This is a genomic window from Bacillus sp. EA-CB0995 (assembly GCF_055814245.1).
Map to the genome: position 1 here is coordinate 3,368,671 of NZ_CP169269.1, position 25,443 is coordinate 3,394,113.

The following is a 25,443-nucleotide window of genomic DNA, read 5'->3' on the forward strand; positions in this document are numbered from 1 at the left end:
CAATATGGTTTTCAAATCGAGAAAAGATAAATTTTCAGAAATGCTAACGAATATTTCTGAAAATTTAAAAGAAGGCGCACAATTTTTTGTGGAGTATAAAATTAAAAACGCAAGTGATTTAAAAGAATTCTCCATGCGCATGAAAGAATATGAGTCAAAGGGTGATTCATTTATTCACGAAATCATTATGGAATTAAACAAAGCGTTTATCACTCCAATTGAACGTGAAGACATTTTGCAACTTGCAATGAGTATGGATGATGTATTAGACGGATTAGATCATAGTGCTGGTCTATTTGAAATGTATTCTATTACAGAAGCAGACGAATACATGATTAAATTCGTTGATGCAATTAATCAGTGTGCGATTGAAATTGCGTCGTCTATTGAATTGATGTCCAATAAAAAGCTACTCGATATTCGTACAAATGCAATCAAAATTAAAGACTACGAATCAAAATGTGATGATATTCGTAGACATGCTATTAAGCATCTATTCTCTCGTGAAAAAGATCCTATTAAGATTATTCAATACAAAGAAATTTACGAAGAATTAGAAGAAGTTGCTGACAGCTGTCAAAGCGTAGCAAATGTTTTAGAAACAATTATTATGAAGAACGCATAAGGAGTTTGATCATGGATACACTCTTGATTTTAACCGTTTTAGTTGTCATTTGTGCTTTAGCTTTCGACTTTATTAACGGATTCCATGATACAGCAAATGCTATCGCAACAGCTGTTTCAACAAAGGCTTTAAAGCCAAGACAAGCCATTCTTTTGGCATCTATTATGAACTTTTTAGGTGCAATGACATTTACGGGTGTAGCACAGACTATTACAAAAGATATTGTTGATCCATTTACATTACCAAATGGTAGTGTCGTTATTTTAGCAGCGCTGCTTGCTGCTATCGCATGGAACTTAATTACTTGGTACTATGCAATTCCAAGTAGTTCATCTCATGCAATTATCGGTGCTATTGCTGGGGCAGCTATCGCTGCTGCTGGGATACATTCATTAAATTATAAAGGCTTCATTAAAATTATTGAAGCTTTAGTTATTTCACCGATTATCGCTTTCGTCATTGGTTTTATCGTATATAGTATTTTTAAAATTTTCTTTAAAAATTTTAATCTGACGAAAACAAATAAAAATTTCCGTTTATTCCAAGTGTTCACAGCCGCATTGCAATCTTATACACATGGTACAAACGATGCTCAAAAAGCGATGGGTATTATCACAATGGCCCTTATCGCAAATAATTATCACACTTCAACGGATATCCCTTTTTGGGTACAATTGGCGTGTGCAACCGCAATGGGTCTTGGTACTTCTATTGGTGGATGGAAAATTATCAAAACCGTCGGTGGACAAATTATGAAAATTCGTCCTGTAAATGGCGTAGCTGCTGATTTATCATCATCAATTGTTATTTTCGGTGCAACTTTCATTCATTTACCAGTAAGTACAACACACGTTATTTCATCTTCTATTTTAGGTGTTGGTGCTTCACATCGCGTAAAAGGAGTAAAGTGGGGAACAGCAAAACGCATGTTAATTACATGGGTTATCACACTCCCTATTTCAGCTTCATTAGCTGCTTTATTCTATTACGTATTAGATCTTATTCTCTAAAGAAAAGTCGTCTTCTTATGTAGAAGACGACTTTTTTGTGAACACACATCATTCTGATTCAAAACATTGTATAATAAATGATGTATTTGTTACAAAAGAGGAGATGTTACAGTTGGAATATATTATGCTATTACTTGTTGGATTATTAGCAGGTACAATTGGAAGTCTAGTTGGTCTTGGCGGGGGAATCATTATCGTTCCGTTATTGATTAACTTACATAGTCTTTCTCCCCAATTGGCTGTTGGTACTTCAATTGTTACTGTCGTATTTACAGGTTTGGCTTCTACCCTCACATACATGAAGCATAAGCGAGTTGATTACAAAAGTGGTCTTATTTTATTTATAGGGAGTGGTCCTGGAGGAATTATCGGATCGTGGGCAAATAAATTTTTAAATCAAGATTCTTTCTCTTTATATTTCGGGGTTTTTCTCATTTTAGTATCCATTTTACTCATGATACGAGATAAAATGAAACCTCTATCGCTTTCGACCGGTTCTATTATTAAACGCTCCTTTACAACTTCTGAAGGAGAAATAATAACCTATCAGTTCCCACCTTTTCTTGCTATCATTATTTCATTTGGTGTAGGTTTTATTTCTGGTTTATTCGGAATTGGCGGGGGTGTCTTATTAGTTCCAGCAATGATGATTCTTTTCGCTTTTCCAGCACAAATCGCTGTCGCTACATCAATGTTTATCGTTTTTTTATCCGCAATTGTAAATTCAGCAACTCATATTTCGCTTGGTAATGTAAGCTGGCTCTATGCCCTTGTTTTAATCCCCGGAGCATGGATTGGCGGAAAAATTGGAGCTTATATTAATACAAAACTAAGTGGTAACGCTATTATCAATTTATTACGCATTACCTTAATTATTCTCGGTACACGTATGATTATTAGTTCCATTTTGTAACGCATTCTTTTAGAATGCGTTACTTTTATATACATGTGTAAAGAAACACTCCTAAAATAATACATAATAATGAGCAGACACATAATAAGAGAAAATTAGAAATATGGAAATTCCTCATGATAATCACTCCTATGTTCATTACATTTTTGGTATTTCATTCCACTCTAACCTGTAGTAATGCTTTCCTAAATTCAATAGGTAAACATAAAACTTTCATAAGAGCTTGCTTGGTTCAACTAATCATCTGTAGAGGATGAAGAATTCCCATTGACCATATCATACCGAAAAAAAGCAACATTTACATTTACAATGCCCTAACAATATAGAAGTGAGTGTTACAAATCATATGTAATTATTACATTATATATACAATCTTATTGTTTTCTATTTATAAACAAAAAACAAGCCGAGAAATGCTTCTCTTTACCTATAAGAGAAGCATTTCTCAGCTTGTTAAGCTTTCCTTAGTGTACAAGCGACCATCCCATAAAATCTTCATGAACTTGTCTTGCTCGTCTATCGTTTCTATCATATAACTCTGCATAACTATCTGTTTCTTCATCATAGGCCATCGTATAAATGATTTGTCCATCTATTTCGACCGATAGAACAACTCCACCCTTCATTTCTTCCACATGTATCACTGCATCTGTTGAAATCTTCACATCAGTCATTTTTTCATCTAACATGGTATGCCCCCTAAAAAAATATTCCTTTCTAGTACCGTCCTTACACATACACACTAAACAGTATACTACTGTAATATGATATATTTCGTCAATAAATTAAAATTTCCATTAGCAGAAGATTACTAAATTGCAGAATAAATCTATAAGATTTCTTCTGCATTTCATAACTATAGTCTTATACAAACAATTCCTCTATAATAAAGCTAAAAGCAATATATAAAGAGGTGCTTACATTGATTTTACATAAAGGAGAAATACTATTTCGTCAAGGAGAGGAAGGCCCTCTATATTTTATAAAAAGTGGTCTATTAAAGGTAGTTCGTCTCCAAGAAGATGGCGCGCCTTTTTTATTTAATATTATTGTTCCAGGTGAAACGATTCCTCACCACTCTTTAATCTCTCCAAAAGAATATCATGGCACTGCAATCGCTTTAATTAAGACAGAAGTAGAGCCGATTTTATGCAACACATGGTATGAACAATTACGTGCAAATCCCGAATCTTATGCCGATATCGCCCTTCAGCTGCAAACAAAATTACGAACGATGCAAGAGCGTATTGATCAGCTTACAACCGTTTCTCCAAAAGAGAGGCTACTTCGTTTACAAAAATGGTTTACAACATATTTAGGAGACATTCCGATATATGAAATTTTAAACCAAACAGAAATTGGTCAACTCATTGGCATTCGGCGTGAAACAGTGAATCGTCTACTTCGAGAACAAACAAAAAACGAGGTGAGTTAACACCTCGTTCTTTTTAATTATTGTAAGCTAGCTGCTGGCCCAAAGAATTCAAAATGAATATTCTCTGGTGTCACGCCCCATTCTGTCAAAGCTGCGTTAATATGCTTCATAAATGGTACCGGTCCGCAGAAGTAGAAATCTGCTTTAGCGGAAGGAACAATAGTTTGTAACCAAGCTAAATCAATGAACCCTTCTTTATCATAATTTTTTACTTTCATATCTTGCTCAGTTGGATTAGAGTAGCAAGTATATACTTCTACTTGTTCATGCTCTTTTGCTACATTTGCAACATAGTCTTTCATTGCGTGTACATCACTGTTTAACGCCCCGTGAATAAAGTATACATTACGGTTTGGCGATTGCTCAATTAATGTATTTAACATACTCATCATTGGTGTAATTCCTACACCACCACTAATCAATACAACTGGTAACTGTGAATCCATATTTAGCACAAAATCTCCTGCTGGTGCGCTTAACGGTAAAATATCTCCTTCATTTACATGATCATGTAAATAATTCGATACCATTCCATCTAGGCCTTCTGCACCTTTCTCACGTTTTACACTAATACGGTAGTAATCCTTTCCAGGTGCATCTGATAAACTATACTGACGGTTATGTGTATATGTTTCTCCTTTAATATTTAACTGTACACTTACATATTGTCCTGGTAAGAATGAAGATAGCGCTCCCCCATCTTCCGGTTTTAAATAAAAGGATGTAATCACATCACTCTCTTTTTCTTTTTTCACAACGATAAAATTACGGAAATCTTTCCAACCGCCCGTTTTTGCTGCAGCTTCTTCATACATCTCTGCTTCTATACCAATAAATGCGTCAGCTATCACACCATAAGCTTCTCCCCAAGCATCTAATACTTCTTGCGGAGCATCAGCTACTTCTTTAATAGCTTGTAACAAGCATTTACCAACAATTGGGTAGTGTTCTGCTTTAATACCTAAGCTACGATGTTTGTGTCCAATTTGTTTCACAACTGGAATGATCACCGCTAAGTTATCAATATAATTAGCAGCTGCGTAAACTGCATTTGCTAATGCTTGCTGCTGTCTCCCTTGTTTTTGATTTGCATGGTTAAAAATATTTAATAGTTCCGGATGCTCAGAAAACATAATTTGATAAAAACGTGTTGTAATCTCCACACCTTTTTCTTGTAATAACGGTACAGTTGATTTTACAATTTCAATTGTTTTTGGACTTAACATACTATCCACTCCTCTATTTCCTTAGCTATTTCCTTAACTATTTCCATTGTATACGATATCAAAGATATAAGTTGTGATTTTAATCACTATAAACATGATGGTTTTGTGAAAAACGTTATTAAGTGAAACTTTAATCAGTGTCCCCCTATCTTCTGTACTTGTCTCTCCATCTTGAGATGGGGTCTTACTATCCGATAAAGTGAAACTTCCATCAGTGGGGGTCTTACTGCCCGTTAATGCGGGATAAATGACACCCTCTATCTTCGTTAAGAAATTCCTCGTGGGATCGAGAAGAATGTTACTGTATATTAAAGTAACATCAATAATAAAAAGACATACTAAGTATGCCTTTTTTACTGTGCTTGTAATGCCTGTTCTATTACTTTTACATCTTTCCCATTTCCAAACTCTGTATACCCCCAAATATTCGTTTCACCTGTATATTTATTTACAAGAATATCAAGGTCATGATATACACGATGTGCATAAATGATATATTCAATATTACGAGCTGCTACCCCTTTTTTCAAAATTTCATAACTTCGTTTCACATCTCGTTTTATTTGCTTATTTTTCACTTTTGTCTCAAAATCTTTTAAAGATTGCTCCTGCTCTTGAGACCATTTAATTAAATGATTCCAATCTCCATCTGTATATTTTTCTGCTTTTCCATAATTTAAAAAGCCGTTATAGCTTTCGTGTGTCGTACGAATAAATTGTAACACTTCTTTCCTCTCATCGACCTCTTCTACTTTCGGCATTGTTGCTACACTAACTGGCTTACTCGCATAGTGTACAAAAAACCTGGTTAAGCCGTAACTCATGATTCCCATCACAATAAGAATTCCAAGTGTACTCCACATCTTTTTCATACACCCTACTCCTTTTCCTTATGTAAATATTACATTCATTTCTATAAAGTGTAATATTTGTAAATTTCTATAAAGAAGTAAGGATTCCTGTATAAATTGTTCTTACCATTTCGACAACGTTTTTCTACAAATTACGCGTCGGGAATTGCTCTTGCAAGATAGTATTTCCTTAATATGTAGCATATCCGAGTACTGCAATTGAACATACCTGTATCACTGCATAAGTACCGAGAGATAGCAACATACTAAATACAGTAGAAAATTTTGCTAGTTTCACAATAGCAAATACCCATTTTAATTTAGATAGCAGAAACACACCAACTGCTGCAAGCATTCCCCATAGTTCTTTTGTATTTTATTTCATATTCCTCTCATTACCAATAATCTTTTTCTTCTTATTATGCCATATATTTTAAGTTTATTGGAAATCACTGTTTAATTGATCCATTTTTGGCCAATACTATACATGCAAGGAGGTGAAAACGGTGACATTACAATCTGTTATGATCGGTGCCTTATCTTTTCTAGCTTCTATGCTTATTTTTTATACTGTTGGATATGTATTACTATTAGATTGGCTACCAAACAATATTTTCATTAGCTCCATTATCCTTTCTGCACTTATTATCGCTTATTTTATTACGCGAAAATCTATGAGTGAACCGTCAACAAAAACAAAATAAAAGAGTGATGATATCTATCACTCTTTTTCTCATCTCCTAAAAGAAAGCCTCTTTATCTTTCTAACTCCATCTTTTCTCCATATTCTTTCACTATTTGAATAATATTTTGAAACGCACCAATCTCTTCTTTTTTATGATTAAACATTTTTAAATCATATTGATCATAATACGCTTCTAACATTTTTAGTTGAGACGATGATAAATTGTTAGCAGGAACAAAAAAGTTCACTTCATATTGTTTATATCCTTCTTTCACTATTTCACCTTGAATTGCATCACTTTTTTCTTTATTTATTATCTTTTGCACTTTCGGAGGAAAATGTAATTGAAAATAATAATTTTTTTCTTTTTCTAACTTTTTATATAATGCATCTGAAATCGTGTAATACACCGTATAATGAACTGTATTTTCCTTTGTTTTAATGTGAAAACGCGTAATTTGTAAATCCTTTTTCGTAATTTCAGTTATAGTTGATTGTTGTTCGTCCTCATTTTGTGTTGAGGGTGCTGTTGGAAACAAAGAAAGCAGCTTTTCTGTATCCGCCTTTGATATAAGGTAGAAATTTTTTGTATCGGTTTCTTTTTGTAACCAACCTGTTCTCGCTTCTGTACGAAGCCAAACTTTATACTTTTCTTCTTGTCCGTTTTTCTTAATTCTAATTACATATTCCGGTTCACCTAATTCACCTATTACGTTTTGTTTCTCCGCTTTATTTATAATATTTGCAACAATTTTTGCTTTCTCGTCCTTCAATATTTTTTCCTCTTGTCCTGTTTGGGATACAATTATTTGTATGCTCTCTTCCATAACACTCCCCGCTTCTTTTGCTGATTTCTCACCTTGTTCTATTTTCTTACCCATTTGGTTACATCCGACTAATAAGAAAAGAACAAACATGAATAACCATTTTTTTCGCATAGCTCCCATCCTCATTTCTCAAAATAAGAAAAGCTTATTGTTCTCAAAAGAAAACAAAATCAACCTAACAAACAAAATCGGATATAATATACATGAAAGGGGGCTTACAGCATGCCAATAGATTTTCACAGCCCAAACAATAAATATACGTATACAAATCGTCAAGCAACGGATTCATGGACGTCTATGATTCAAAATATTGTAGACGTCAAAGAAAAGAGAGTGATTGATATTGGATGCGGTGGTGGTATTTATACAAAACAACTCGCTATGATGGGGGTAGCTGAAGCAATTGGTTTTGATTTTTCAAATGAGATGCTCGAAGCTGCCAAGGAAAATTGCGCTCACATACAACACGTTTCATTTGTACAAGGTGACGCTCATAACCTTCCTTTTGCAGATGCAACCTTTGATATCGTTATATCACGAGCTGTTATTCATCATCTAGAGCATATTCCACAATTTTTACAAGAAGCATATCGCATTTTAAAGCGAAACGGTATACTTATTCTCCAAGATCGAACAATTGAAGACTGCGCGATTCCAGGAAGTTCAGAACATATTCGCGGCTATTTCTTTTCTTGCTATCCAAAATTACTCCATACAGAAGCTAAACGAAGACCTAAAACAAATCAAATACTATATTGGTTACACAACAGCGGCTTCCATACAAATCCTATTGAAACTCTTTGGGAAGTTCGTAAAGTCCATCCTTCAATTGAAAATTTACTTCAAGATTTATCACCTCGGACAGGTCGTTCTATTTTACATGAATTATCGGATGATGAACTCTCTCAATTATTAGAGCATATTCACTCTAAACTTCATAACAAATCTCCTATTATAGAACAGGATCGTTGGACTATTTGGACAGCCGTGAAAGAGTAGCAAGCCTCACACATTGTGAGGCTTGCTACTCTTTCATAACCTTGTTCGGCAACACTCTTGATATCCACCGCTTCTTGCCTGTGCTCTTCCACACTTCGAACATACTAAAAATCTGGATTGATTTCCAAACAAACTACCTTTATCAAAAAGTAACACTCCTGCTTGTTTAAACGAACGAGAATAATATAACCATATAAAACCACAAACTGCAGTAATACATACCAATACACCCATTACAAGCATCTTCGTCACCTCTGCTTTGTCTGTTCTTTCCAGCAAGTGGATGATTACATTATTCTCTACATTGAACAATAAATCCTTCTTTTTCTCATGAAAACTCCCCGCACTTATCTTCCTCTAATCTTACAGTGGCAGATTTTCTCCTATTTTGATAAAGTGAAACTTCCATCAGTAGGGGGATTACTGCCTGTTCATATGGGATAAAAAACCTTACAATTTCCACAAAAAATTTACGATTTTTTAATAAAATAAAAAGTTGTCCTTCTATTACAATAAAAACACCAGTATATGTAAGGAGTGACAACATGATTAACTTTCTTTTATGTATCCCTTTTCTCATTTCTATAACTCTTTCTTCATTGTTTCCCACTTCAAAACCTTCCGAAATACATGTGCAAATAATCGGATTAAATGATTTGCACGGACAAATTAATACAACTACAATGCTACACGGACAACCTGCTGGCCGCGCCGATTATATAGCCTCTTATATCAAATCATATAAAGAACAATTTCCTCATACCTTACTTGTTCATGCCGGTGATATGGTTGGTGGAAGTCCTCCCATTTCTGCTCTCTTTCAAGATGAGCCAACAATAGAATTTTTAAATATGCTGAAATTTGATGTCGGAACAGTTGGTAATCATGAATTTGACGAAGGTATAGACGAACTAAAGCGACTTATTGATGGGGGTTTTCATCCAAAAACAGGTATGTTTCCAGGTAGCTCTTTTCCTTATGTTTGTGCAAATGTAGTAGATACTAACACAAATGAACCTCTATTTCCACCATATGCGATTAAGTGGATCAATGGTATTCCCATTGCTTTTATTGGCATCGTTACAAAAGATACACCTTTTCTTACTATGCACAATGATATTTCAGCGGTCACTTTTTTAGATGAAGCTACTGCTGTTCAAAAGTACGTACGAGAATTACAGCAAAAAGACATCCATGCAATTATCGTTCTTGCTCATGTAGCTGGCAAGACAACAGGCGGAATTACCTACGGGCCACTTGCTGATTTAGCAAGCAAAGTTGACGATGATGTAGATGTATTATTTGGTGGACATAATCATTCTTATATGAATGGATATGTTAATGGAAAACTACTCGTTGAAGGGTATTCTTACGGAAGAGCTTTTGCAAATGTGCAGCTCACAATTAATCGCAAAACGAAAGATATTACAAAAAAATCAGCAAAGATTATTCCTACTTATCATAATCAAATACAACCTAATCCAATCATCCAAACATGGCTACAGAGCTATCAAACAAAGATAGCCCCATTAACCGAGCAAATACTTGGAAAAAGCGTACACAAGCTGACACGAGATCAAAATAGAAACGGGGAAACAGACCTTGGTGCTCTTCTTGCTGCATCTCAACGTCAAGCTATGCAGGCTGACATTGCATTCGTCAATCCAGGTAGTATCCGTCATGATTTACCAGCTGGTTCCATTACATGGGAAAATACCTTTCTCATTCAACCTTTTGAAAATAAACTCATTAAAATGGATCTAACGGGTAGAGAAATTCGAAGTGCACTGCATGAACAATGGACTGATGAAATACGTATGTTACAAGTATCTGGAATTCATTACACATGGAAAGAAAATAAGTTAATATCAATTACACTAGAAAATGGGGAACCACTCGAAGATGATGCAACATACTCTGTCGTAGTAAATTCTTTTCTGGCAAACGGAGGCGATAAATTTACAATTTTCCAAAAGGGACGAAATCGCGTTGAAGGCCCGACAGATCAAGAAGCATTCGCAAATTACATTCGTTCTACTCCATCTTTAGAAAGCATTCAAGCCAATCATATTCAAAAATTGGATTAACATCATGAAAAATATGTTAAAAATATCTACCTTTATATACAGAAAGAATTGAATAACCCTTACTACATATTGGATACTCTCTCACAGAATCTTCTAAACAAGTAAACATAACACTAAACAATGCAAAATAAAAAGGCGTTTCTACGGCCTTTTTTATTTTGTAAGCTGGTGGCGAAACGCATAAATAACCGCTTGCGTACGATCACTTACATGTAATTTATTTAAAATATTACTTACATGCGTCTTTACTGTTTTTAAAGCAATGAATAGCTCATCTGCAATTTCTTGATTACTCTTTCCTTGTGCAATTAATAATAAGATTTCAAACTCGCGCTCTGTTAATTCTTCGTGTAGCGGCTGTTCTTTCTTTTGACGCATACGTGACATCATTTTCCCGGTAACTTTCGGTTCAAGCACTGTTTCTCCATCGTACGTTGCCCGCACTGCATCTGCTATATCACTTGCTCTTGATGTTTTTAATAAATAACTAGTTGCACCGGCTTCAATGACTGGATACAGTTTTTCATCGTCTAAGAAACTTGTTACAACAACAATTTTCGCTTCCGGCCATTCTTGAATAATCGCACGCGTTGCCTCGACACCATCCATTTCATCCATAACAAGATCCATTAAAATAATATCTGGTTTTAATGATAATGCTAATTCTGAACCTTTTCTTCCGTTTTCTGCTTCTCCTACAACTTCAATATCCGGCTGAGTTGATAAATAAGCAGATACACCCATCCTAACCATTTCATGATCATCAACGAGCAATACTTTAATCATGCTGTTCCTCCTCTCTATCTATAAGAATCGGCACTTTCACCTCAATTTGCGTTCCTTTATTCGGGAAGCTTAATACCTTTAAAGTTCCGCCAATTTCATGGACACGTTCTTGCATGGAACGAAGACCGTATGATCCAGCTTTATTGACGCCTACTTCAAAACCTACGCCGTCATCAATAATTTTTAAAATTGCATATTCATCAATTTGACGCAGCCTTACTTCTGTTTTCTTTGCTTGTGCATGTCGCAGTGTATTTGACAACGCTTCCTGTACAATACGGAATAAGTGATCTTCTACACCTTTTTTCAATTGAATTGGCTCAATCAACCATTCAATCTTCATATGTTGTTTTCTTGAAAGCTCCGTTAATAATTCTTCAATACCTTCTGTTAATTTTTTACCTTCTAATTGAACAGGACGTAAATGAAGGAGCAATGCTCTCATTTCTGATTGTGCATTTACAACCATATTTTCAACAAGTTGTAATTGTTTTTGAGTAGTTTCTGATATATTAGCAGTTTGCTCATTAATTGCTGCCATCATCATTGACATAGCGAAGAGTTGTTGACTTACAGAATCATGAAGCTCCCTAGCTAAACGATGCCTCTCTTCTGAAATAACCTTTTGTCTCATTTCTTCATTCCAATGCGCTCGTTCATTCGTTACTTTTTGAAATAATCCTGCTTGCTCCTCTAATCTCCTAGCAAGTACAATTACCTTTCGCTCCACTTCATGAAATTCATCTTCTGCAGTAAACGAAGCATCTTTCGGGAAATTCCCTCGTTCTACTTCAAATAAAAAAGTCGTTAAACCTTGAATACGCTGCTGCATATAATAACCAATCGCATACCCAACAACTCCACCAATGAGAAGACTCATGCAGATAAGAAACAATCCAACTGGAACAGAAGCAATCGATTCTTTCCATAATAAATCATATACAGATTGCCCACTTTTCCATACATATACGATGGTACAAATGAATGCAATACTACTAGCAGATAACATAGAGTAGCGAATATACATCCATGAAATATTCTTGTGCCTTTTCATTATACTTTCCTCACTTCCGTATCGCCTACGATAAGCGAAGAAATAATTTTAATACGCCTAGGAGCCTCATTATAGTGTTCTGTTTTGAATGTTACATTGCGATTAAAACCTGTTTCTTCATGATTAGGAAGCAAAACTTTTCCAATAACAACAGAATGATTTAAAGATAGTTCAATATCGTATGGAACATACAAACGAATATTACCAATAACACCACGAATAACAATGACGGTTTCTCCTTCTGGAATCATAGCTGTTGTTAAATCAATTTCAACATCACCGATTCCATACTGGACATTAATATCTTCTAACTCATAAATATGATCCATTATTCGTACGTTACCAACCATTATATTCTTAAGATACGGTTCTGTTCGATAGATTTGTTTTTCTTCATTTATATATCCTTTTTCCTTAATTTCGACCTGTACCATTTTTGACTTCTGCTGACCTTGCATAAGCTGATAACCAACGAAAGCTAAACAAGCAAATAGAACAAGCACGAAGGCTGCTGATGAAAACAGGAAAAATACGAAAGTGAGTCCTCCGACAAATAAAAGCACATTTCCTCTCACATATCGGTTCTTTTTTCGATAATTCCTTCCAAACATAATCATAATAAAAGCAAAAATAAGGGCACCCGGCTCAAAATGTCCGAGAATCATATCAAGAACAAGACCAAATCCAAATATAATGAGGAGCATTCCTACAAATTGTGTTTTCGAAAATTGTTTCTTCATCTCAGCTCCCCTTTCTTTGTCATATGTAAAGTGAAACTTCTATCAGTGGGGGTTTTTTCATCCCCCACTGATAGTTAGTTGAACCAATCGAGCTTTTACGGGCAGTTATCCCCACCTATCTTCCTCGTCTCTCTTTGAATCTTGAGGTGGGGGTTTTACTGCCCGTTAATGCGGGATAAACAGAAGAAAAAGGTATTGCATTCCAACACCTTTTCTTCTATCACTATATCATAAGCTTGTTTTATAATGTACTACAATTATTTTACTGATTCTTTTGTTATAGATACTTCTTTTTCTCCTTCATTTCGCGCTCAAGCTTTGCAATCTTCATATCAAATGTGTCACGTTCATGATCTTCATTGATGCGAAGCTCTAAATCAAGAATGTGATTTTCAATTTCTTCAAAGCGTAAAAATGGGTTATTTTCATCCATTTTATGCAGAGCCGTATTCATGCGACGGTTCGCATGTGCCATATTTTCACGTGCCATTAATTCCATACGTTTTGCATTCATTTCTTTTAATTTATTTTTCATTTCAGAAAGGCGACGCTCTAATTCATCAATTTGTTCCATAACACCTGCATACATTTCTTCTAAGCGAGCTACTCGCCCTTCGTAATATGCGACTTCTTCTAATGCACGTTCTTGCAGTTGCATTTCTCCTGCTTCTTGCGCAATTACAGCTTGCTTGGATCTCTTATTTACGAAATAACGCGCCTGCTCAAGCTCACGAGCAAAATTAGATTTTAATGTTTTATGACGCTCAATTAACTTTTCAATTTTTATTACCTCACGTTCGCTATCACGTAAATATTGATTTAACATCGCAATTGGGTTTTTTCTTTCTTTCTCGTCTAACACATTATGAAGATCTGCAAGTATTGCCTCGCGTACACGTCCGAATAATGATTGTTTCATTTTAAATCTTCCTCTCTTCTACTTTATTATTTTAGTTGTTTAATATTAGTTATTTTTCATTAATTTGTTCCATTCATCTTCAAAATTGCTATATGGTTTAGAACCTTCTGAAGCAGACTCTACTACAACTTTTTCTTTTTTCCATTCGCGGTATCCATAATATAGAACGACTACTGCTACGATACCGATTAATGCTGGTGAATTGGAAAGGCCGATTGACAAGCCAACTAAACCGACAATACCCCAAGCTAACTTTCCAAAAAATGATCGTGCTCGCACAAATGATTTGTAGCTCCAATACACAATCCCTGCTCCAATTGCAAATCCTATAATACCAGCAAGACTTCCAAGAGCAATTAAAGCTAAAATACCGGCTGCGATAAACGCTAGAAACTGTTTCATCTTGTGCTTGCCTCCCTTCGATTTGATACTCTTATCTTAACTATTTTTTCATTTTTCTATAACGAGCTTAAGAACCGTTTTCTTCTCAGACTTAAGTCCTATTCATCATCAGACCTATATTTAAAGTGAGATGAAATTAGTCTTTATATTCAAAACAAAAGAGGATGCCTTATACAAGACATCCTCTTTTTCATTATGCTGTTTTTTCATATTCCTTTTTCTTAGCTATAGGTGAAAGACGCGGAAAATTAATTACAATTGAAACAATACCGCAAACAGCAACTAGCATTGGATAAAATGAATACGGTAATAACTCAACTGGTGAAAGTGAAGCAAACCCTGCCGCTGTTAACATTTGAGCGCCGTATGGGATTAATCCTTGCACACTACATGAAAATAAATCTAATAAGCTTGCAGATTTTTTCGGATCAATATTATATTGATCTGCAATATTCTTTGCCAGTGGACCCGTGAAAATAATAGAAATCGTATTGTTTGCTGTGCACATATTTGTCATACTTACAAGACCAGCAATTCCAAATTCTGCACCTTTTTTCGAACGAATATTACGCGTTAGTATATTCATTAAATACTGAATACCGCCGTTATATTGGATAATTTCAACCATTCCACCGATTAAAATCGCTAATAATACCATCTCCATCATACCATTAATTCCTACTGTAATACTTTTAAAGAAACTTGCTAATGTGTAGCTTCCATCTAACATGCCAATGATACCAGCTAACACTGTTCCTCCAGTTAATACAACGAGTACGTTACATCCGAGCAGCGCTGTAATTAACACCCCTGCATACGGTAAAATTTTCACCCAGTTAAACGCATGTGCTGTCATATTTGTATGAGTTCCTAACGTAAGAACGATTAAAAGTATACTCGTAATAATGGCAGCTGGTAATACAATCAAGAAGTTTGTTTTAAATTTATCTTTCATTTCCGTTCCTTGTGTACGCACCGCAGCAATTGTCGTATCTGAAATAAAGGATAAATTGTCACCAAACATCGCTCCGCCAACAACTGTCGCCATAGCTAGTGCCATAGAAATATCCGTGTGCCCACTAATTCCTACTGCAATTGGCCCCAATGCTGCAATTGTCCCCATTGACGTTCCCATAGCTAATGAAATAAACGCACCAATAATAAACAGTCCAGCAACTAACAAGCTTTGCGGAAAAATAGTAAGAGCTAAGTTTACTGTTGCTTCAACAGCGCCCATACCTTTTGCCGTTTCAGAAAATGCACCTGCTAATACAAAGATTAATACCATAATCATGATATCTGGATTGCCAGCCCCTTTAGCAAAACGTTCAACCTTTGTCGTAAAGTTTTCTTTTCTGTTCATTACTAACGCGATAGCAACTGCAATTAAAATAGCAACTACGATTGGTAACTTATAAAAATCTCCTGTAATCACACCAGAACCAATAAATAGTGCTAAAAATATACCAAGCGGCAATAATGCCCATCCATTTCCTTTTGTTTGTTCCAAAGTAATATCCTCTCCTATTTCTAAACCTTTCCTTCACAAGAGCGAAAAAGACCTCTTCTGAAGAGAAGAGGTCTTATATATCATATAAGAAACACTCTTCTCATCTATCAAGCATATCGCTTGCTGGATTTGGCACAGCACTCTACATGAGTCCGCTGCCGAGGCATCGTAGGGCCAGTCCCTCCGCCTCTCTTGATAAGAAGGTTTCATATTATATTTTGTGTAAATCAATCCTTTATTACTTTACTCGCTGCAAAAGAAAATGTCAAACATTATTTCTATCAAAATAGTTGGTATTTTTTTGATATTTATACAAAGTTACGAATGAATCAAACATTCCATGCAATTAAATAATATCTTTTATTTTCAAAATTTCTGTTTCTAAAATTGAAAACCAAAAAAAATGTTCTTCTTCAATTTTTTCCATAAGCCACTTTGCCGTATCCCAGGCTAACTTATACTCTTCTTTTGAAATATTTCCGTTTGCATATGCTTCTTCTAGCTCATCTTCATCTAGTAAATACATATCACCATTCGGTAACAGCACAACATCTAAATATAAATCATCGAAATAAGGTATTCCTCTTGTATCAATTTTATACTCTTTTGACACATCAATATAATATTGTACAAACTCTTTTTTCTCATTTAACATAGCTGTAATCGCAAAATTTTTTCCATTTATAAAATACTGTACCCAAGTATAATCGTTATTTGCAATACAAACCTTTCTATTACGATATTGCTTGTAGCTAAGCTCTTTCACTTGTTTCATATGTAGTATACCTAACATACCATCTTGTACCTCTTTTACTGAATATGCTTTATCAACTAGTCGTTTCCACGATGATCCATCTCCATATTTCCGTTTCATTTACAGTCACTTCTTTCATATAGAAAAAACCCTCACGTATAACGTGAGGGTTTTGTTGGAATTTAAGCTGCTTGCTTCTCTGAAATCTCTTTCAAATAAGCTTGTCCTTTTTCTGCGTCGTACTGCCCTTCCCATTTAGACATTACAACGGCAGCTAATGAGTTACCTACTACGTTTACTGCTGTACGTGCCATATCTAAAATACGGTCAATACCAGCGATAAATGCTAAACCTTCAGCCGGAATACCTACTGTATGAAGCGTTGCTAATAATACAACGAATGATACGCCTGGTACACCAGCAATTCCTTTTGAAGTAACCATTAATACAAGAAGCAATGTAATTTGCTCTGTAATTGATAAGTGAATACCATACATTTGCGCTAAGAAAAGAGCGGCAATTGCTTGATATAATGTTGAACCATCTAAGTTAAATGAATAACCTGTCGGAATAACGAAAGATGTAATGGCTTTCGGGCAACCAAAACGCTCCATCTTTTCCATAATCTTTGGTAGAACCGTCTCTGAGCTCGCGGTAGAATACGCTAAAATAAGCTCGTCCTTTAAAATCTTAAAGAACTGAAAAATATTAATTCCAAATATTTTTGCTGTAAGACCTAATACAACAACAACAAAGAAAATCATTGCTCCATAAACAACAATAACTAACTTACCTAGCGGAATTAATGACGCTACACCAAACTTAGAAACCGTTACGCCAATTAACGCAAATACACCAAACGGCGCAAATTTCATTACTTGATTTGTCACCCAAAACATTGCATCTGCTACACCTTGGAAGAAATTCAGAACTGGCTTCCCTCTTTCTCCAATTGCAGCTACTCCTAAACCAAATAACACAGAGAAGAAAATAATTGGGAGCATATCTCCTTTTGCTAACGAGTCCATAATATTCGTTGGAACGATATTTACAAATGTGTCTGCAAATGAGTGGTGCTGTACTTGCTCTGTTGTAGCTGTATACTTAGAAATATCTGTTTTTTGTAAATGTGACATATCCACGCCTTTTCCTGGCTGGAATATGTTTGCAATTAATAAACCAACAATAATCGCAATTGTTGTAATGATTTCAAAATAAAGGATTGTTTTCCCGCCTAATCGGCCGAGCTTTTTGATATCACCAACGCCTGCCACCCCAATAATAAGACTGGCAACAACGATCGGTACGACGATCATTTTAATTAAGCGGATAAAAATATCACCAATCGGTTGTAAAATCTTACCAACCATCGGATCACCATAAAAATTGCTCCTACGGCAATACCGAGAGCAAGACCTATTAAAATTTGCCATGCAAGTCCAATTCTTTTCATACTTGCTGCAACCCCCTTCTTAGATGTTCCTAATTTTTATATTCTATTTTTCTACTAAAATATAAAAATCGCAGTATTAAATATTATGAGACTATTCAATACTTTCGCCCCTATTAAAATGATAAGGCAAAAATAGAAATCTGACAACTAAATAAATTTTCCTCTGTGCAAATATTTTTCTTGACAAAAATAAACCTGATGTCAGAAAACCTAACATGAGAACGATTCCTTCTTCTCTTATTTCTCAATATATGTTAGTTCGTAACATCAATAAATTTCTATAGTAGAGACGAACAATTTTTATGTGATTTCCTTGTAATTTTCGACATTTAATAACAATTTCTTAATTTTTTTTACATTATCATTACAACAATAGACATTTTTCTCCTTCCTGTGATTATATAGAATAGGGAAAGGGGATAGACAGATGAACAAAAAAATAACAGCGTTTAGTTTACTGACAGCCGGCTCTATTTTCGTTTCTCCATTGCTTTCACCAGTATATGCGGAGACGAGTCAAGATAAATTATCTAATATTCAATCACAATTAGAAGGTAAACAACAAGAAATACATACGAAATCAACTGAAAAAGAACAAATCGAAAAAGAAATACAAGATTTACAGAAAAAAATCGATGAATTAACTGCTTCTATTAATAAAAATGAAGCAGATTTAAACGCAACAAAAGCTGAAATCGAAAAAACACAAAACAGTATTGATGAGAAAAAGAAACATATTGAAGAACTACAGAAAAAAATCGATACACGTCAAGAAGTAATTAAGCAGAGATTACAGTCCATGCAAGAGCAACCACGTACAAATTTAATTACAGAAGTATTAATTAACACGAACAATATCGCTGAACTAATAGAAAATATGTATTCTGTAAGTGTAATTTTAAATAATGATACAGATATCGTAAAACAGCAAACACAAGATCAAGAAACTGTTAAAAAAGAAAAAGAAGCGATTGAGAAAAAGGAAACACAACTTAAGGAATCTGAACAGACATTACAGAAACAACAGCAAGAACTACAAGCAAATCAGCAACAACAGCAAGCATTAATTACCGATTTACACGAAAAAGCTTCAAAGATAGATTCTGAGATGGAAAGTTTAGAAGAATCAAAGACTATTTTAGAAAACCAACGTCAAGCTGTTCAAAATGCAGTTGAAGAGGAAAAACGTGCAGCAGAAGCGAAAAAGGCTGAAGAAGCAAAAAAGCTGAAGAACAAAAACGATCTCAGCAATCCGCTCCTTCAGTGCAAGCCGCTCCTTCAGCGCAAAGCCAACCTGCACCTCAAGCGAAAAATACTGGCGGTTTTATTAAACCAGCAGCTGGTAGCTTTACTTCTGGATTTAATGATCCATCACGTGATCGTCATAAAGGACTTGATATCGCAGCTCCTGGAACCGTACCAATTGTCGCTGCAGCCGATGGAGTTGTTATTCGCTCCGATTTCTCTAGTAGCTACGGAAATGTTGTATACTTATCGCACCGTATGAACGGTCAAACATATACAACTGTTTATGCTCATATGAGCAGCCGCTCCGTTTCAGTTGGACAAAAAGTAACACAAGGCCAGCAACTCGGCTTTATGGGGAACACAGGTGATTCACACGGTCAACACTTGCACTTCGAACTGCACATCGGTGAGTGGAATCAAGCAAAATCAAATGCTGTAGATCCAGCTCCTTATATTAAATAAAAAAACTCGGCAATTGCCGAGTTTTTTTATTTATGTAAAACAAGCGAATCCCATCTTTCACATGTACTTCTTATATATATATTTTATGATTTTTAACACCTTCTAGGCATTACACATATAATAACATAAAAGTTTTTTGAGGAGGTCTACACATGAATCAAGAATCACAAGCAGCCCTAATATTACAAGAAGCCAAAGAGACATTTATAGGCCGATTATTTTCATTAACTGGATCCGGTATCTTTTTTATTGGTGCCTTCATCGCAGCCGTTGTAGCTTTTAAAACATATACTCGTCTATTACAAACTTCTACATCATAATAAAGTGAAACTTCCATCAGTGACGCTTTTCTCACTGATGGAAAACTCTCACCAATCGAGCGCATGCCAGCAGTTATCCCCCACCCATCTTCTGTAGAAAAGCGGAAGCGGCTCGCCCAGAATCGCAGGACGTTGGAGCACCCGACAGAGAGGCGCTTTTTGCCTCGTCCGAGGGGGCGAAACGACCGGAGATTCTAGCCGCTAGAGCTGGACAACGATTTTTTCTGAATCTTGAGGTGAGGTCTTACTGCCCGCAAATAGTGGGATAAAAAACGGAGAATATTCTCCGTTTTTTATTAACTAAAGTACACCAATAACGTTTAAAAAGACAAGAAGAACCGTAATCGGAATAACGTAGCGAAGCAAGAAAAACCATACATTAAATAATATTTTCCCTCTTGTTTCTTTGACTTCTAATTCTTGCATTAACAACTCTTTCTTCATTTTATTTGGTACAAAGAGCGAAATTGCTAAAACACCAAGTGGAAGTAATACGTTACTCACCGAAAAATCCAATAAATCAAAAACTGTCTTTCCGAATAATTTCACATCACTCATGACTCCAAATGATAGTGCCGCTGGAATTCCAACTACGAAAATAAGTAACCCAATTAAGAGCGATGCTGATGGACGCTTCTTTCCATCCCCTTTGGCTACGGAAGCAACAACAATTTCGAGCATAGAGATTGCCGATGTAAGGGTTGCAAAGAAAAATAGAATTAAGAATAAAATAAAGAAAAAATGCCCGAAAGGAATTTTTCCAAACACAGCTGGAAGAACGATAAATAGTAATCCCGGTCCTTCTGTTGGACTAACACCTAACGCAAAAATCGCTGGGAAAATTGCTAGCCCTGCAAGTACAGTAATAAAAACTGTTAAGCTTGTAATCGATATTGCTGATTTTGCTAAATGTTCTTCTTTTTTCAAATAAGAACTATATGTGACCATAACAGACGCTCCAACCGTAAGCGAAAAGAATGATTGTCCCATGGCGTATAAGATTGTTTTTGCTGTTAATTTCGAGAAATCCGGTTTCAAGAAAAATTTGACGCCTTCCCATGCTCCGTCCAATGTAAGAGAACGAACAATAATTGCAAGAAACAAAACAAATAATAGCGGCATCATATACTTACTTGCTTTTTCAATTCCTTTTTCTACACCTTTACTTACTATAAAAATTGTGCAAAGCATGAATATAAATTGTGCTCCAATGGCACTTACTGGATTTGAGATTGTTTCTCCAAACAACTTTGCGTAATCAACGGCATTCCCCCATAATCCACCTGTTACACTATAAAATAAATAAAGTAAAATCCAGCCTCCAACAACACTATAAAATGCTAAAACACAAAAACATGTCACAACTCCCATGCGGCCAATCCATGGATATAATTTATTATTTGGTACTAATACTTTGTACGCTGTCACCGCTTCTTTCTGCGTACTGCGACCGATAACAAATTCCGCCACTAAAAGCGGCAGACCGATAAATACTGTCATTAATAAAAAGACAAGGAAAAAGGCTCCTCCTCCACTATTTCCGGCAACATACGGAAATTTCCAAATCGCTCCAAGCCCAACTGCTGCCCCGGCGGCTGCGAGTACAAACCCAATTTTCGACGTCCATTGCTGTGTTTCTTTCATTTCCACTTCTCCTTATTCGCATATCTTCATTTTCCCTGCTTCTATACTTTCAGTTCATACTCGCCCACCTCCTTTAGAAAATAAAAAAGTCCCCTACACGCTATGATGCATGTAGAGGACGATATATGTAATATAAATACCGTGGTACCACCTCAGTTGGATATAATTATCCCACTTTTCAGGTACAGGAATGCTTCCGATACCCTATCCTTGTAACGGCGGAACCCGGGTTGCCTACTATTAGTTCAACATACCTCTCGCAAGCCCATTCTGTATATTTTATCGTACCGGGCTCACACCTTCCCCCAGCTCTCTGAACGCTTCAAATATACGTACTCTTCTTGCTCATTGATTTCATGTATTGAAGTTCATTGTGATTATAGAGGAGATTATTGCATTTGTAAAGAACAAATTAATTTACATCTCCTAAATATACTTCTGTCTTTTCATGATGAATAAAATGTTGTTGCAAGTGCACACGTAGTGTTTGCGGATAGAGGCGATACTGTGTAATGTTATGTAACGGCAACCACTCTATTCCAATTTGATCCGTATCTAACTCTGTTGCTCGTTCTATATTCGGTTCACTAAGAAGTGTACATGAGAACATATATTCAATTTGATGAACATCAAAATCAAACGCAGCATGTTCATGATTTTTACCAATATATTCTCTAATAAACAATAATTCATTCGGTTTAACTTCCGCACCAATTTCTTCTAAACACTCTCGTTTTACTGTCTCTGTAAATGTTTCGCCCGGTTCTTGACCACCGCCAGCCAGTGTATAGTACTCCCCATCTTGGTCACGCTTTTTAATTACTAAAAAATGATTGTCCCGTACAATTAATGCTTTTACTGAATTTCTAATTTTCATATCTCTTCCCCTCCTTTTCAGTAATGCATTCTTTATTTTATTCAAAGGTGGGAAATATTACAAACTATTAAAATACTAGCTTTTCATCTAAAGAATAAAAAAATTCTTCTCGTTGCTGTGCATTTTGTACATAAACAGACTTAAGTACTTCCTGTAATAAAACATTCTGCGTCTTCTTATCTACTTGTAGCCGCTTCACTTTCATACGTACATCATATAAGAAATTCACATATTCCTCATAACTATCATCATATTTCCCTGCAATTTCATCACGAATTTTTTCGCAAGCTTTGGGCTTGCTCCCCCAGTAGATACAGCAACGTTCAATTTCCCGCGATGAATAGTTGCCGGAAAATGAACATTACCATTCTCAGGATTTGTAATTACATTTACAAGTTGATTCGGCGCTGCGTCATTTGCAATTCTCTCATTTAACAGTGCATCACTTGTTGCAGCAACGACTAAAAATGCATCTGCAAGATCACTTGCTTCATATTCTTTTTGAAACCAGCGAATTTTTTCTTCTTCTACAAGTTGAATTAAACTTTTATCAAGTTTTCTACTAATTACAATTATATTGGCTTCTTCTTGCAATAAAGGTGCAATCTTAAATGCTGCGACTCGTCCACCGCCAATAAAAACAACACGTTTATTCTTTATTCGCACTGTTAATGGGTACATATACACTCCCCTTATCATTTCTTCTGTACATTTTATTAGCATGTCTTGAAAAGCCTGGTTTTTGCTTAAATACGGACATAATACAATGTGAGAATGGTTGTTTTTCCGAACTGCTTTTTCAATTCTCTTCATTAACAATCCTGTGAACAAAAGATACGGAAGGATAACAATAGGGGTGTTCGTTGTTTGAACAAGCTCATGTAGCTTCTCTTCAAATTGTGGCTTGGCCGCTGCTAAATAACATACTTCGACCTCTGCTACTTCATCTGCTGTTTCAAACAATGTCGCAATGTCCCGGACATCTCTTAACGTTTCTTCATCACTACTCCCTCTTGCTACAAGTAAAAGGGTAACTCGTTTGCCAATCGCTTTCATTCCGCTACCATCTAGAACTGCAGTAACAAGTTCACGAGAAACGCCAAATGGATTTCCATATGAAAATGACACATGAGGATACTGATTTTGTAACCATTCTAACTCCTCAGGAATATCCTTTTTCACATGAACTGCCGCTAATAAAAAGACAGGGACAATCACAATTTCAGTTGCCCCTTTTTGCACACAAGTTGTAATCCCCTCAGCGATAGAAGGTGGTGCTAATTCTAAAAAACATATTTGTTGAATAGGAGCCGATACACGTTCCATACACGATGTAACAAAAGCAGCCGCTTCTTCACGTGCTTCCTGCAAACGACTGCCATGACAAATATATAATACTGCTTTCATAATTAAAGTACTCCGCTGAGTGGATACGAATGTTCAAGCGTTTGTTCAAACCAATGAATTTTCTCACGGAAGCGTACAACTTCACCAATTACAATCATACTTGGATTTTGAATTTGCTCATTCTCTGCCACAGATACAATATTTCCTAATGTTCCTGTAATTGTACGCTGAGATACTGTTGTCCCCCACTCGATCATCGCCACTGGTGTATGTTCACTTTTTCCATATTTTAAAAGCTGTTCACATATATAAGAAAGGTTGCTTACACCCATATAAACAGCAAGCGTATCCACACCTTTCGCTAAGTTTTCCCACTTCACCTCTTCTTCTGCACCTTCTTTCCGGTGCCCTGTTACAACCGCAAAACTTGTACTAGCGTCTCGGTGTGTAACAGGAATTCCCGCATACGCAGAAGCTGCAATACCAGCTGTAATGCCTGGAACAACTTCAAACGGAATACCATGTTTCACCAATGCTTCCGCTTCTTCTCCGCCTCTTCCAAACACAAAAGGATCTCCGCCTTTTAGACGCGTCACAATCTTGCCTTTCTTTGCATATTTCACTAGAAAAGCATGAATCGTTTCTTGCTTCATTGTGTGGTAGTTCGGAAGTTTCCCGCAGTAAATTAAATCCGCTTCTGGCTTTGCATAAGAAAGTAACTCTTTATTCACAAGACGATCATATAAAATGACATCTGCTCGTTGAATACATTTTACTCCTTTAACAGAAATTAAATCTGGATCCCCAGGTCCTGCACCAACAATGTACACTTTTCCCATACTTTCTCCCCATTTCTTTTATAATGTGAACCTTCTATAAATGGATTTTTCCCCCATATTACATTAACCGGACCGATCAGGATTTTGTGAGCATTTTTCCTTTATGACATGCTTAACGTCAACCAAATAATAAAGTGAAACTTCCATCAGTGAGGGGGCTTCATCCCTATCTAATGGAAGTCTACAAATCTTCATCTTACTGCCTGTTAGCATCGTATTAAGTCGTTTCCTGTTCATGCAAAACAAAGGCTGCTCCCTTTCGAATTTTCTTCTTCTCATATAAAGAAATCTCTTTCACTTCCGGTAAAGGCAAAAAATATTTTTCAAGTTCTATTTCAACGAGACGAAATGCCTGCTCTTCACTTTGTGCAACAACAACTACAGGAACAACACCATTTGCTAAAATTGCTTCAAAACGATATAAGTCCAT

General features: G+C 35.8%; 24 protein-coding genes, 6 pseudogenes, 1 riboswitch and 1 other annotated feature. Of the genes and pseudogenes, 9 read left to right on the plus strand and 21 right to left on the minus strand.

The window, feature by feature from the left end; translation table 11 throughout:
- Positions 1 to 4: 4 nt before the first annotated feature.
- The 3 genes from ACEWFJ_RS17395 (at position 5) to ACEWFJ_RS17405 (ending at position 2,548) form a co-directional block, all read left to right on the plus strand.
- A complete protein-coding gene (locus ACEWFJ_RS17395; RefSeq protein WP_098309465.1) occupies positions 5 to 625 on the plus strand; it encodes a DUF47 domain-containing protein in 621 nt (206 codons plus the stop codon).
- A gap of 11 nt (positions 626 to 636) precedes the next feature.
- The gene (locus ACEWFJ_RS17400; RefSeq protein ID WP_429718934.1) at positions 637 to 1,635 is read left to right on the plus strand and encodes an inorganic phosphate transporter; all 999 of its coding nucleotides are present in this window, start codon (positions 637 to 639) and stop codon (positions 1,633 to 1,635) included.
- Positions 1,636 to 1,747: 112 nt separating this feature from the next.
- Complete coding sequence (locus tag ACEWFJ_RS17405) at positions 1,748 to 2,548, plus strand: sulfite exporter TauE/SafE family protein (RefSeq protein ID WP_440603205.1); 801 nt, start codon at positions 1,748 to 1,750, stop codon at positions 2,546 to 2,548.
- A gap of 464 nt (positions 2,549 to 3,012) precedes the next feature.
- Here the strand turns inward: ACEWFJ_RS17405 and ACEWFJ_RS17410 are convergent, their stop codons facing one another.
- On the minus strand, positions 3,013 to 3,237 hold the full coding sequence (locus ACEWFJ_RS17410; RefSeq protein WP_098309467.1) for a hypothetical protein: 225 nt from the start codon (positions 3,235 to 3,237) through the stop codon (positions 3,013 to 3,015).
- Between the two features lie 233 nt (positions 3,238 to 3,470).
- Between ACEWFJ_RS17410 and ACEWFJ_RS17415 the strand changes: the two genes are divergently transcribed.
- The gene (locus ACEWFJ_RS17415; RefSeq protein WP_473689345.1) at positions 3,471 to 3,983 is read left to right on the plus strand and encodes a Crp/Fnr family transcriptional regulator; all 513 of its coding nucleotides are present in this window, start codon (positions 3,471 to 3,473) and stop codon (positions 3,981 to 3,983) included.
- A 17-nt stretch (positions 3,984 to 4,000) separates the two neighbouring features.
- Here the strand turns inward: ACEWFJ_RS17415 and hmpA are convergent, their stop codons facing one another.
- The 3 genes and pseudogenes from hmpA to ACEWFJ_RS17430 all read right to left on the minus strand — a co-directional run.
- Entirely contained in the window at positions 4,001 to 5,209 is a 1,209-nt protein-coding gene (hmpA, locus tag ACEWFJ_RS17420) for an NO-inducible flavohemoprotein (RefSeq protein ID WP_473689346.1), read from the minus strand.
- Positions 5,210 to 5,562: 353 nt separating this feature from the next.
- A complete protein-coding gene (locus tag ACEWFJ_RS17425; protein WP_473689347.1) occupies positions 5,563 to 6,081 on the minus strand; it encodes a hypothetical protein in 519 nt (172 codons plus the stop codon).
- 211 nt (positions 6,082 to 6,292) lie between these two features.
- Positions 6,293 to 6,415, minus strand: a pseudogene (locus ACEWFJ_RS17430) (site-2 protease family protein); the annotation flags it as partial.
- 151 nt (positions 6,416 to 6,566) lie between these two features.
- On the opposite strand from ACEWFJ_RS17430, the gene ACEWFJ_RS17435 reads away from it, so the two are divergent.
- A complete protein-coding gene (locus ACEWFJ_RS17435; RefSeq protein WP_230573959.1) occupies positions 6,567 to 6,764 on the plus strand; it encodes a hypothetical protein in 198 nt (65 codons plus the stop codon).
- Positions 6,765 to 6,816: 52 nt separating this feature from the next.
- Here the strand turns inward: ACEWFJ_RS17435 and ACEWFJ_RS17440 are convergent, their stop codons facing one another.
- Entirely contained in the window at positions 6,817 to 7,683 is an 867-nt protein-coding gene (locus ACEWFJ_RS17440; RefSeq protein ID WP_473689348.1) for a YhfM domain-containing protein, read from the minus strand.
- Between the two features lie 111 nt (positions 7,684 to 7,794).
- Here ACEWFJ_RS17440 and ACEWFJ_RS17445 point away from each other — a divergent pair, with 111 nt between their 5' ends.
- The gene (locus tag ACEWFJ_RS17445; RefSeq protein WP_473689349.1) at positions 7,795 to 8,571 is read left to right on the plus strand and encodes a class I SAM-dependent methyltransferase; all 777 of its coding nucleotides are present in this window, start codon (positions 7,795 to 7,797) and stop codon (positions 8,569 to 8,571) included.
- Positions 8,572 to 8,604: 33 nt separating this feature from the next.
- Here the strand turns inward: ACEWFJ_RS17445 and ACEWFJ_RS17450 are convergent, their stop codons facing one another.
- Together ACEWFJ_RS17450 and ACEWFJ_RS17455 are read right to left on the minus strand one after the other, a co-directional pair.
- Positions 8,605 to 8,814: a hypothetical protein gene (locus ACEWFJ_RS17450; RefSeq protein WP_473692573.1), complete on the minus strand. Its 210-nt coding sequence runs from the start codon at positions 8,812 to 8,814 to the stop codon at positions 8,605 to 8,607.
- Positions 8,815 to 8,899: 85 nt separating this feature from the next.
- Positions 8,900 to 9,181 carry a hypothetical protein gene (locus ACEWFJ_RS17455; RefSeq protein WP_440603476.1) on the minus strand — a complete coding sequence of 94 codons (282 nt, stop codon included), beginning with the start codon at positions 9,179 to 9,181 and terminating at the stop codon, positions 8,900 to 8,902.
- On the opposite strand from ACEWFJ_RS17455, the gene ACEWFJ_RS17460 reads away from it, so the two are divergent.
- Positions 9,117 to 10,658: a bifunctional metallophosphatase/5'-nucleotidase gene (locus ACEWFJ_RS17460; protein ID WP_473689350.1), complete on the plus strand. Its 1,542-nt coding sequence runs from the start codon at positions 9,117 to 9,119 to the stop codon at positions 10,656 to 10,658. The two genes, ACEWFJ_RS17455 and ACEWFJ_RS17460, sit on opposite strands and share 65 nt — an antisense overlap.
- Positions 10,659 to 10,811: 153 nt before the next feature.
- Here the strand turns inward: ACEWFJ_RS17460 and ACEWFJ_RS17465 are convergent, their stop codons facing one another.
- The 8 genes and pseudogenes from ACEWFJ_RS17465 to gltP all read right to left on the minus strand — a co-directional run bounded on the left by ACEWFJ_RS17465 (position 10,812) and on the right by gltP (position 18,276).
- Complete coding sequence (locus ACEWFJ_RS17465) at positions 10,812 to 11,444, minus strand: response regulator (RefSeq protein ID WP_098309479.1); 633 nt, start codon at positions 11,442 to 11,444, stop codon at positions 10,812 to 10,814.
- Positions 11,437 to 12,498 carry a sensor histidine kinase gene (locus tag ACEWFJ_RS17470; protein WP_473689351.1) on the minus strand — a complete coding sequence of 354 codons (1,062 nt, stop codon included), beginning with the start codon at positions 12,496 to 12,498 and terminating at the stop codon, positions 11,437 to 11,439. The genes ACEWFJ_RS17465 and ACEWFJ_RS17470 overlap by 8 nt, the downstream gene beginning before the upstream one ends.
- Positions 12,498 to 13,238: a cell wall-active antibiotics response protein LiaF gene (gene liaF / locus ACEWFJ_RS17475; protein WP_473689352.1), complete on the minus strand. Its 741-nt coding sequence runs from the start codon at positions 13,236 to 13,238 to the stop codon at positions 12,498 to 12,500. The genes ACEWFJ_RS17470 and liaF overlap by 1 nt, the downstream gene beginning before the upstream one ends.
- A 257-nt stretch (positions 13,239 to 13,495) precedes the next feature.
- Positions 13,496 to 14,157: pseudogene (locus ACEWFJ_RS17480) on the minus strand (PspA/IM30 family protein).
- A gap of 45 nt (positions 14,158 to 14,202) precedes the next feature.
- On the minus strand, positions 14,203 to 14,559 hold the full coding sequence (locus ACEWFJ_RS17485; protein WP_473689353.1) for a lmo0954 family membrane protein: 357 nt from the start codon (positions 14,557 to 14,559) through the stop codon (positions 14,203 to 14,205).
- 193 nt (positions 14,560 to 14,752) lie between these two features.
- A complete protein-coding gene (locus tag ACEWFJ_RS17490) occupies positions 14,753 to 16,069 on the minus strand; it encodes a Na+/H+ antiporter NhaC family protein (protein ID WP_473689354.1) in 1,317 nt (438 codons plus the stop codon).
- A gap of 97 nt (positions 16,070 to 16,166) precedes the next feature.
- A riboswitch (SAM riboswitch) is annotated at positions 16,167 to 16,271 on the minus strand.
- 144 nt (positions 16,272 to 16,415) lie between these two features.
- Positions 16,416 to 16,943: a ribonuclease FAU-1 family protein gene (locus tag ACEWFJ_RS17495; RefSeq protein ID WP_473689355.1), complete on the minus strand. Its 528-nt coding sequence runs from the start codon at positions 16,941 to 16,943 to the stop codon at positions 16,416 to 16,418.
- A 62-nt stretch (positions 16,944 to 17,005) separates the two neighbouring features.
- Positions 17,006 to 18,276: pseudogene (gene gltP, locus ACEWFJ_RS17500) on the minus strand (glutamate/aspartate:proton symporter GltP).
- A 427-nt stretch (positions 18,277 to 18,703) separates the two neighbouring features.
- Here gltP and ACEWFJ_RS17505 point away from each other — a divergent pair.
- Both ACEWFJ_RS17505 and ACEWFJ_RS17510 read left to right on the plus strand, forming a co-directional pair.
- Positions 18,704 to 19,986 (plus strand): annotated as a pseudogene (locus tag ACEWFJ_RS17505) (murein hydrolase activator EnvC family protein).
- 152 nt (positions 19,987 to 20,138) lie between these two features.
- Positions 20,139 to 20,306 carry a hypothetical protein gene (locus tag ACEWFJ_RS17510; protein WP_473689356.1) on the plus strand — a complete coding sequence of 56 codons (168 nt, stop codon included), beginning with the start codon at positions 20,139 to 20,141 and terminating at the stop codon, positions 20,304 to 20,306.
- Positions 20,307 to 20,606: 300 nt separating this feature from the next.
- Here the strand turns inward: ACEWFJ_RS17510 and ACEWFJ_RS17515 are convergent, their stop codons facing one another.
- From ACEWFJ_RS17515 to ACEWFJ_RS17540, 6 genes and pseudogenes are all read right to left on the minus strand, one after another.
- Complete coding sequence (locus tag ACEWFJ_RS17515; RefSeq protein ID WP_473689358.1) at positions 20,607 to 21,950, minus strand: sodium-dependent transporter; 1,344 nt, start codon at positions 21,948 to 21,950, stop codon at positions 20,607 to 20,609.
- Between the two features lie 111 nt (positions 21,951 to 22,061).
- Positions 22,062 to 22,308 (minus strand) — a binding site (T-box leader).
- 54 nt (positions 22,309 to 22,362) lie between these two features.
- Entirely contained in the window at positions 22,363 to 22,827 is a 465-nt protein-coding gene (locus ACEWFJ_RS17520) for an NUDIX domain-containing protein (protein ID WP_473689359.1), read from the minus strand.
- Positions 22,828 to 22,894: 67 nt separating this feature from the next.
- Positions 22,895 to 23,508, minus strand: a pseudogene (locus ACEWFJ_RS17525) (NAD(P)-binding protein).
- Positions 23,509 to 23,514: 6 nt separating this feature from the next.
- Positions 23,515 to 24,234: pseudogene (locus ACEWFJ_RS17530) on the minus strand (sirohydrochlorin chelatase); the annotation flags it as partial.
- A gap of 2 nt (positions 24,235 to 24,236) precedes the next feature.
- Positions 24,237 to 25,013 (minus strand): uroporphyrinogen-III C-methyltransferase, encoded by a 777-nt coding sequence (gene cobA / locus ACEWFJ_RS17535; protein WP_473689360.1) that lies wholly within the window; start codon positions 25,011 to 25,013, stop codon positions 24,237 to 24,239.
- A gap of 217 nt (positions 25,014 to 25,230) precedes the next feature.
- A complete protein-coding gene (locus tag ACEWFJ_RS17540) occupies positions 25,231 to 25,443 on the minus strand; it encodes a DUF3906 family protein (RefSeq protein ID WP_473689361.1) in 213 nt (70 codons plus the stop codon).

Bases quoted from the DNA above. Each gene is read 5' to 3' on its own strand.
- ACEWFJ_RS17450 (WP_473692573.1), bottom strand. From the start codon at position 8,814: ATGCTTGTAATGGGTGTATTGGTATGTATTACTGCAGTTTGTGGTTTT.
- cobA (WP_473689360.1), bottom strand. From the start codon at position 25,013: ATGGGAAAAGTGTACATTGTTGGTGCAGGACCTGGGGATCCAGATTTA.
- ACEWFJ_RS17510 (WP_473689356.1), top strand. From the start codon at position 20,139: ATGAATCAAGAATCACAAGCAGCCCTAATATTACAAGAAGCCAAAGAG.
- ACEWFJ_RS17460 (WP_473689350.1), top strand. From the start codon at position 9,117: ATGATTAACTTTCTTTTATGTATCCCTTTTCTCATTTCTATAACTCTT.
- ACEWFJ_RS17440 (WP_473689348.1), bottom strand. From the start codon at position 7,683: ATGCGAAAAAAATGGTTATTCATGTTTGTTCTTTTCTTATTAGTCGGA.
- ACEWFJ_RS17425 (WP_473689347.1), bottom strand. From the start codon at position 6,081: ATGAAAAAGATGTGGAGTACACTTGGAATTCTTATTGTGATGGGAATC.
- ACEWFJ_RS17445 (WP_473689349.1), top strand. From the start codon at position 7,795: ATGCCAATAGATTTTCACAGCCCAAACAATAAATATACGTATACAAAT.
- ACEWFJ_RS17400 (WP_429718934.1), top strand. From the start codon at position 637: ATGGATACACTCTTGATTTTAACCGTTTTAGTTGTCATTTGTGCTTTA.
- ACEWFJ_RS17515 (WP_473689358.1), bottom strand. From the start codon at position 21,950: ATGAAAGAAACACAGCAATGGACGTCGAAAATTGGGTTTGTACTCGCA.
- ACEWFJ_RS17465 (WP_098309479.1), bottom strand. From the start codon at position 11,444: ATGATTAAAGTATTGCTCGTTGATGATCATGAAATGGTTAGGATGGGT.
- ACEWFJ_RS17485 (WP_473689353.1), bottom strand. From the start codon at position 14,559: ATGAAACAGTTTCTAGCGTTTATCGCAGCCGGTATTTTAGCTTTAATT.
- ACEWFJ_RS17470 (WP_473689351.1), bottom strand. From the start codon at position 12,498: ATGAAAAGGCACAAGAATATTTCATGGATGTATATTCGCTACTCTATG.
- ACEWFJ_RS17520 (WP_473689359.1), bottom strand. From the start codon at position 22,827: ATGAAAATTAGAAATTCAGTAAAAGCATTAATTGTACGGGACAATCAT.
- liaF (WP_473689352.1), bottom strand. From the start codon at position 13,238: ATGAAGAAACAATTTTCGAAAACACAATTTGTAGGAATGCTCCTCATT.
- ACEWFJ_RS17410 (WP_098309467.1), bottom strand. From the start codon at position 3,237: ATGTTAGATGAAAAAATGACTGATGTGAAGATTTCAACAGATGCAGTG.
- hmpA (WP_473689346.1), bottom strand. From the start codon at position 5,209: ATGTTAAGTCCAAAAACAATTGAAATTGTAAAATCAACTGTACCGTTA.
- ACEWFJ_RS17540 (WP_473689361.1), bottom strand. From the start codon at position 25,443: ATGGACTTATATCGTTTTGAAGCAATTTTAGCAAATGGTGTTGTTCCT.
- ACEWFJ_RS17495 (WP_473689355.1), bottom strand. From the start codon at position 16,943: ATGAAACGGAAATATGGAGATGGATCATCGTGGAAACGACTAGTTGAT.
- ACEWFJ_RS17395 (WP_098309465.1), top strand. From the start codon at position 5: ATGGTTTTCAAATCGAGAAAAGATAAATTTTCAGAAATGCTAACGAAT.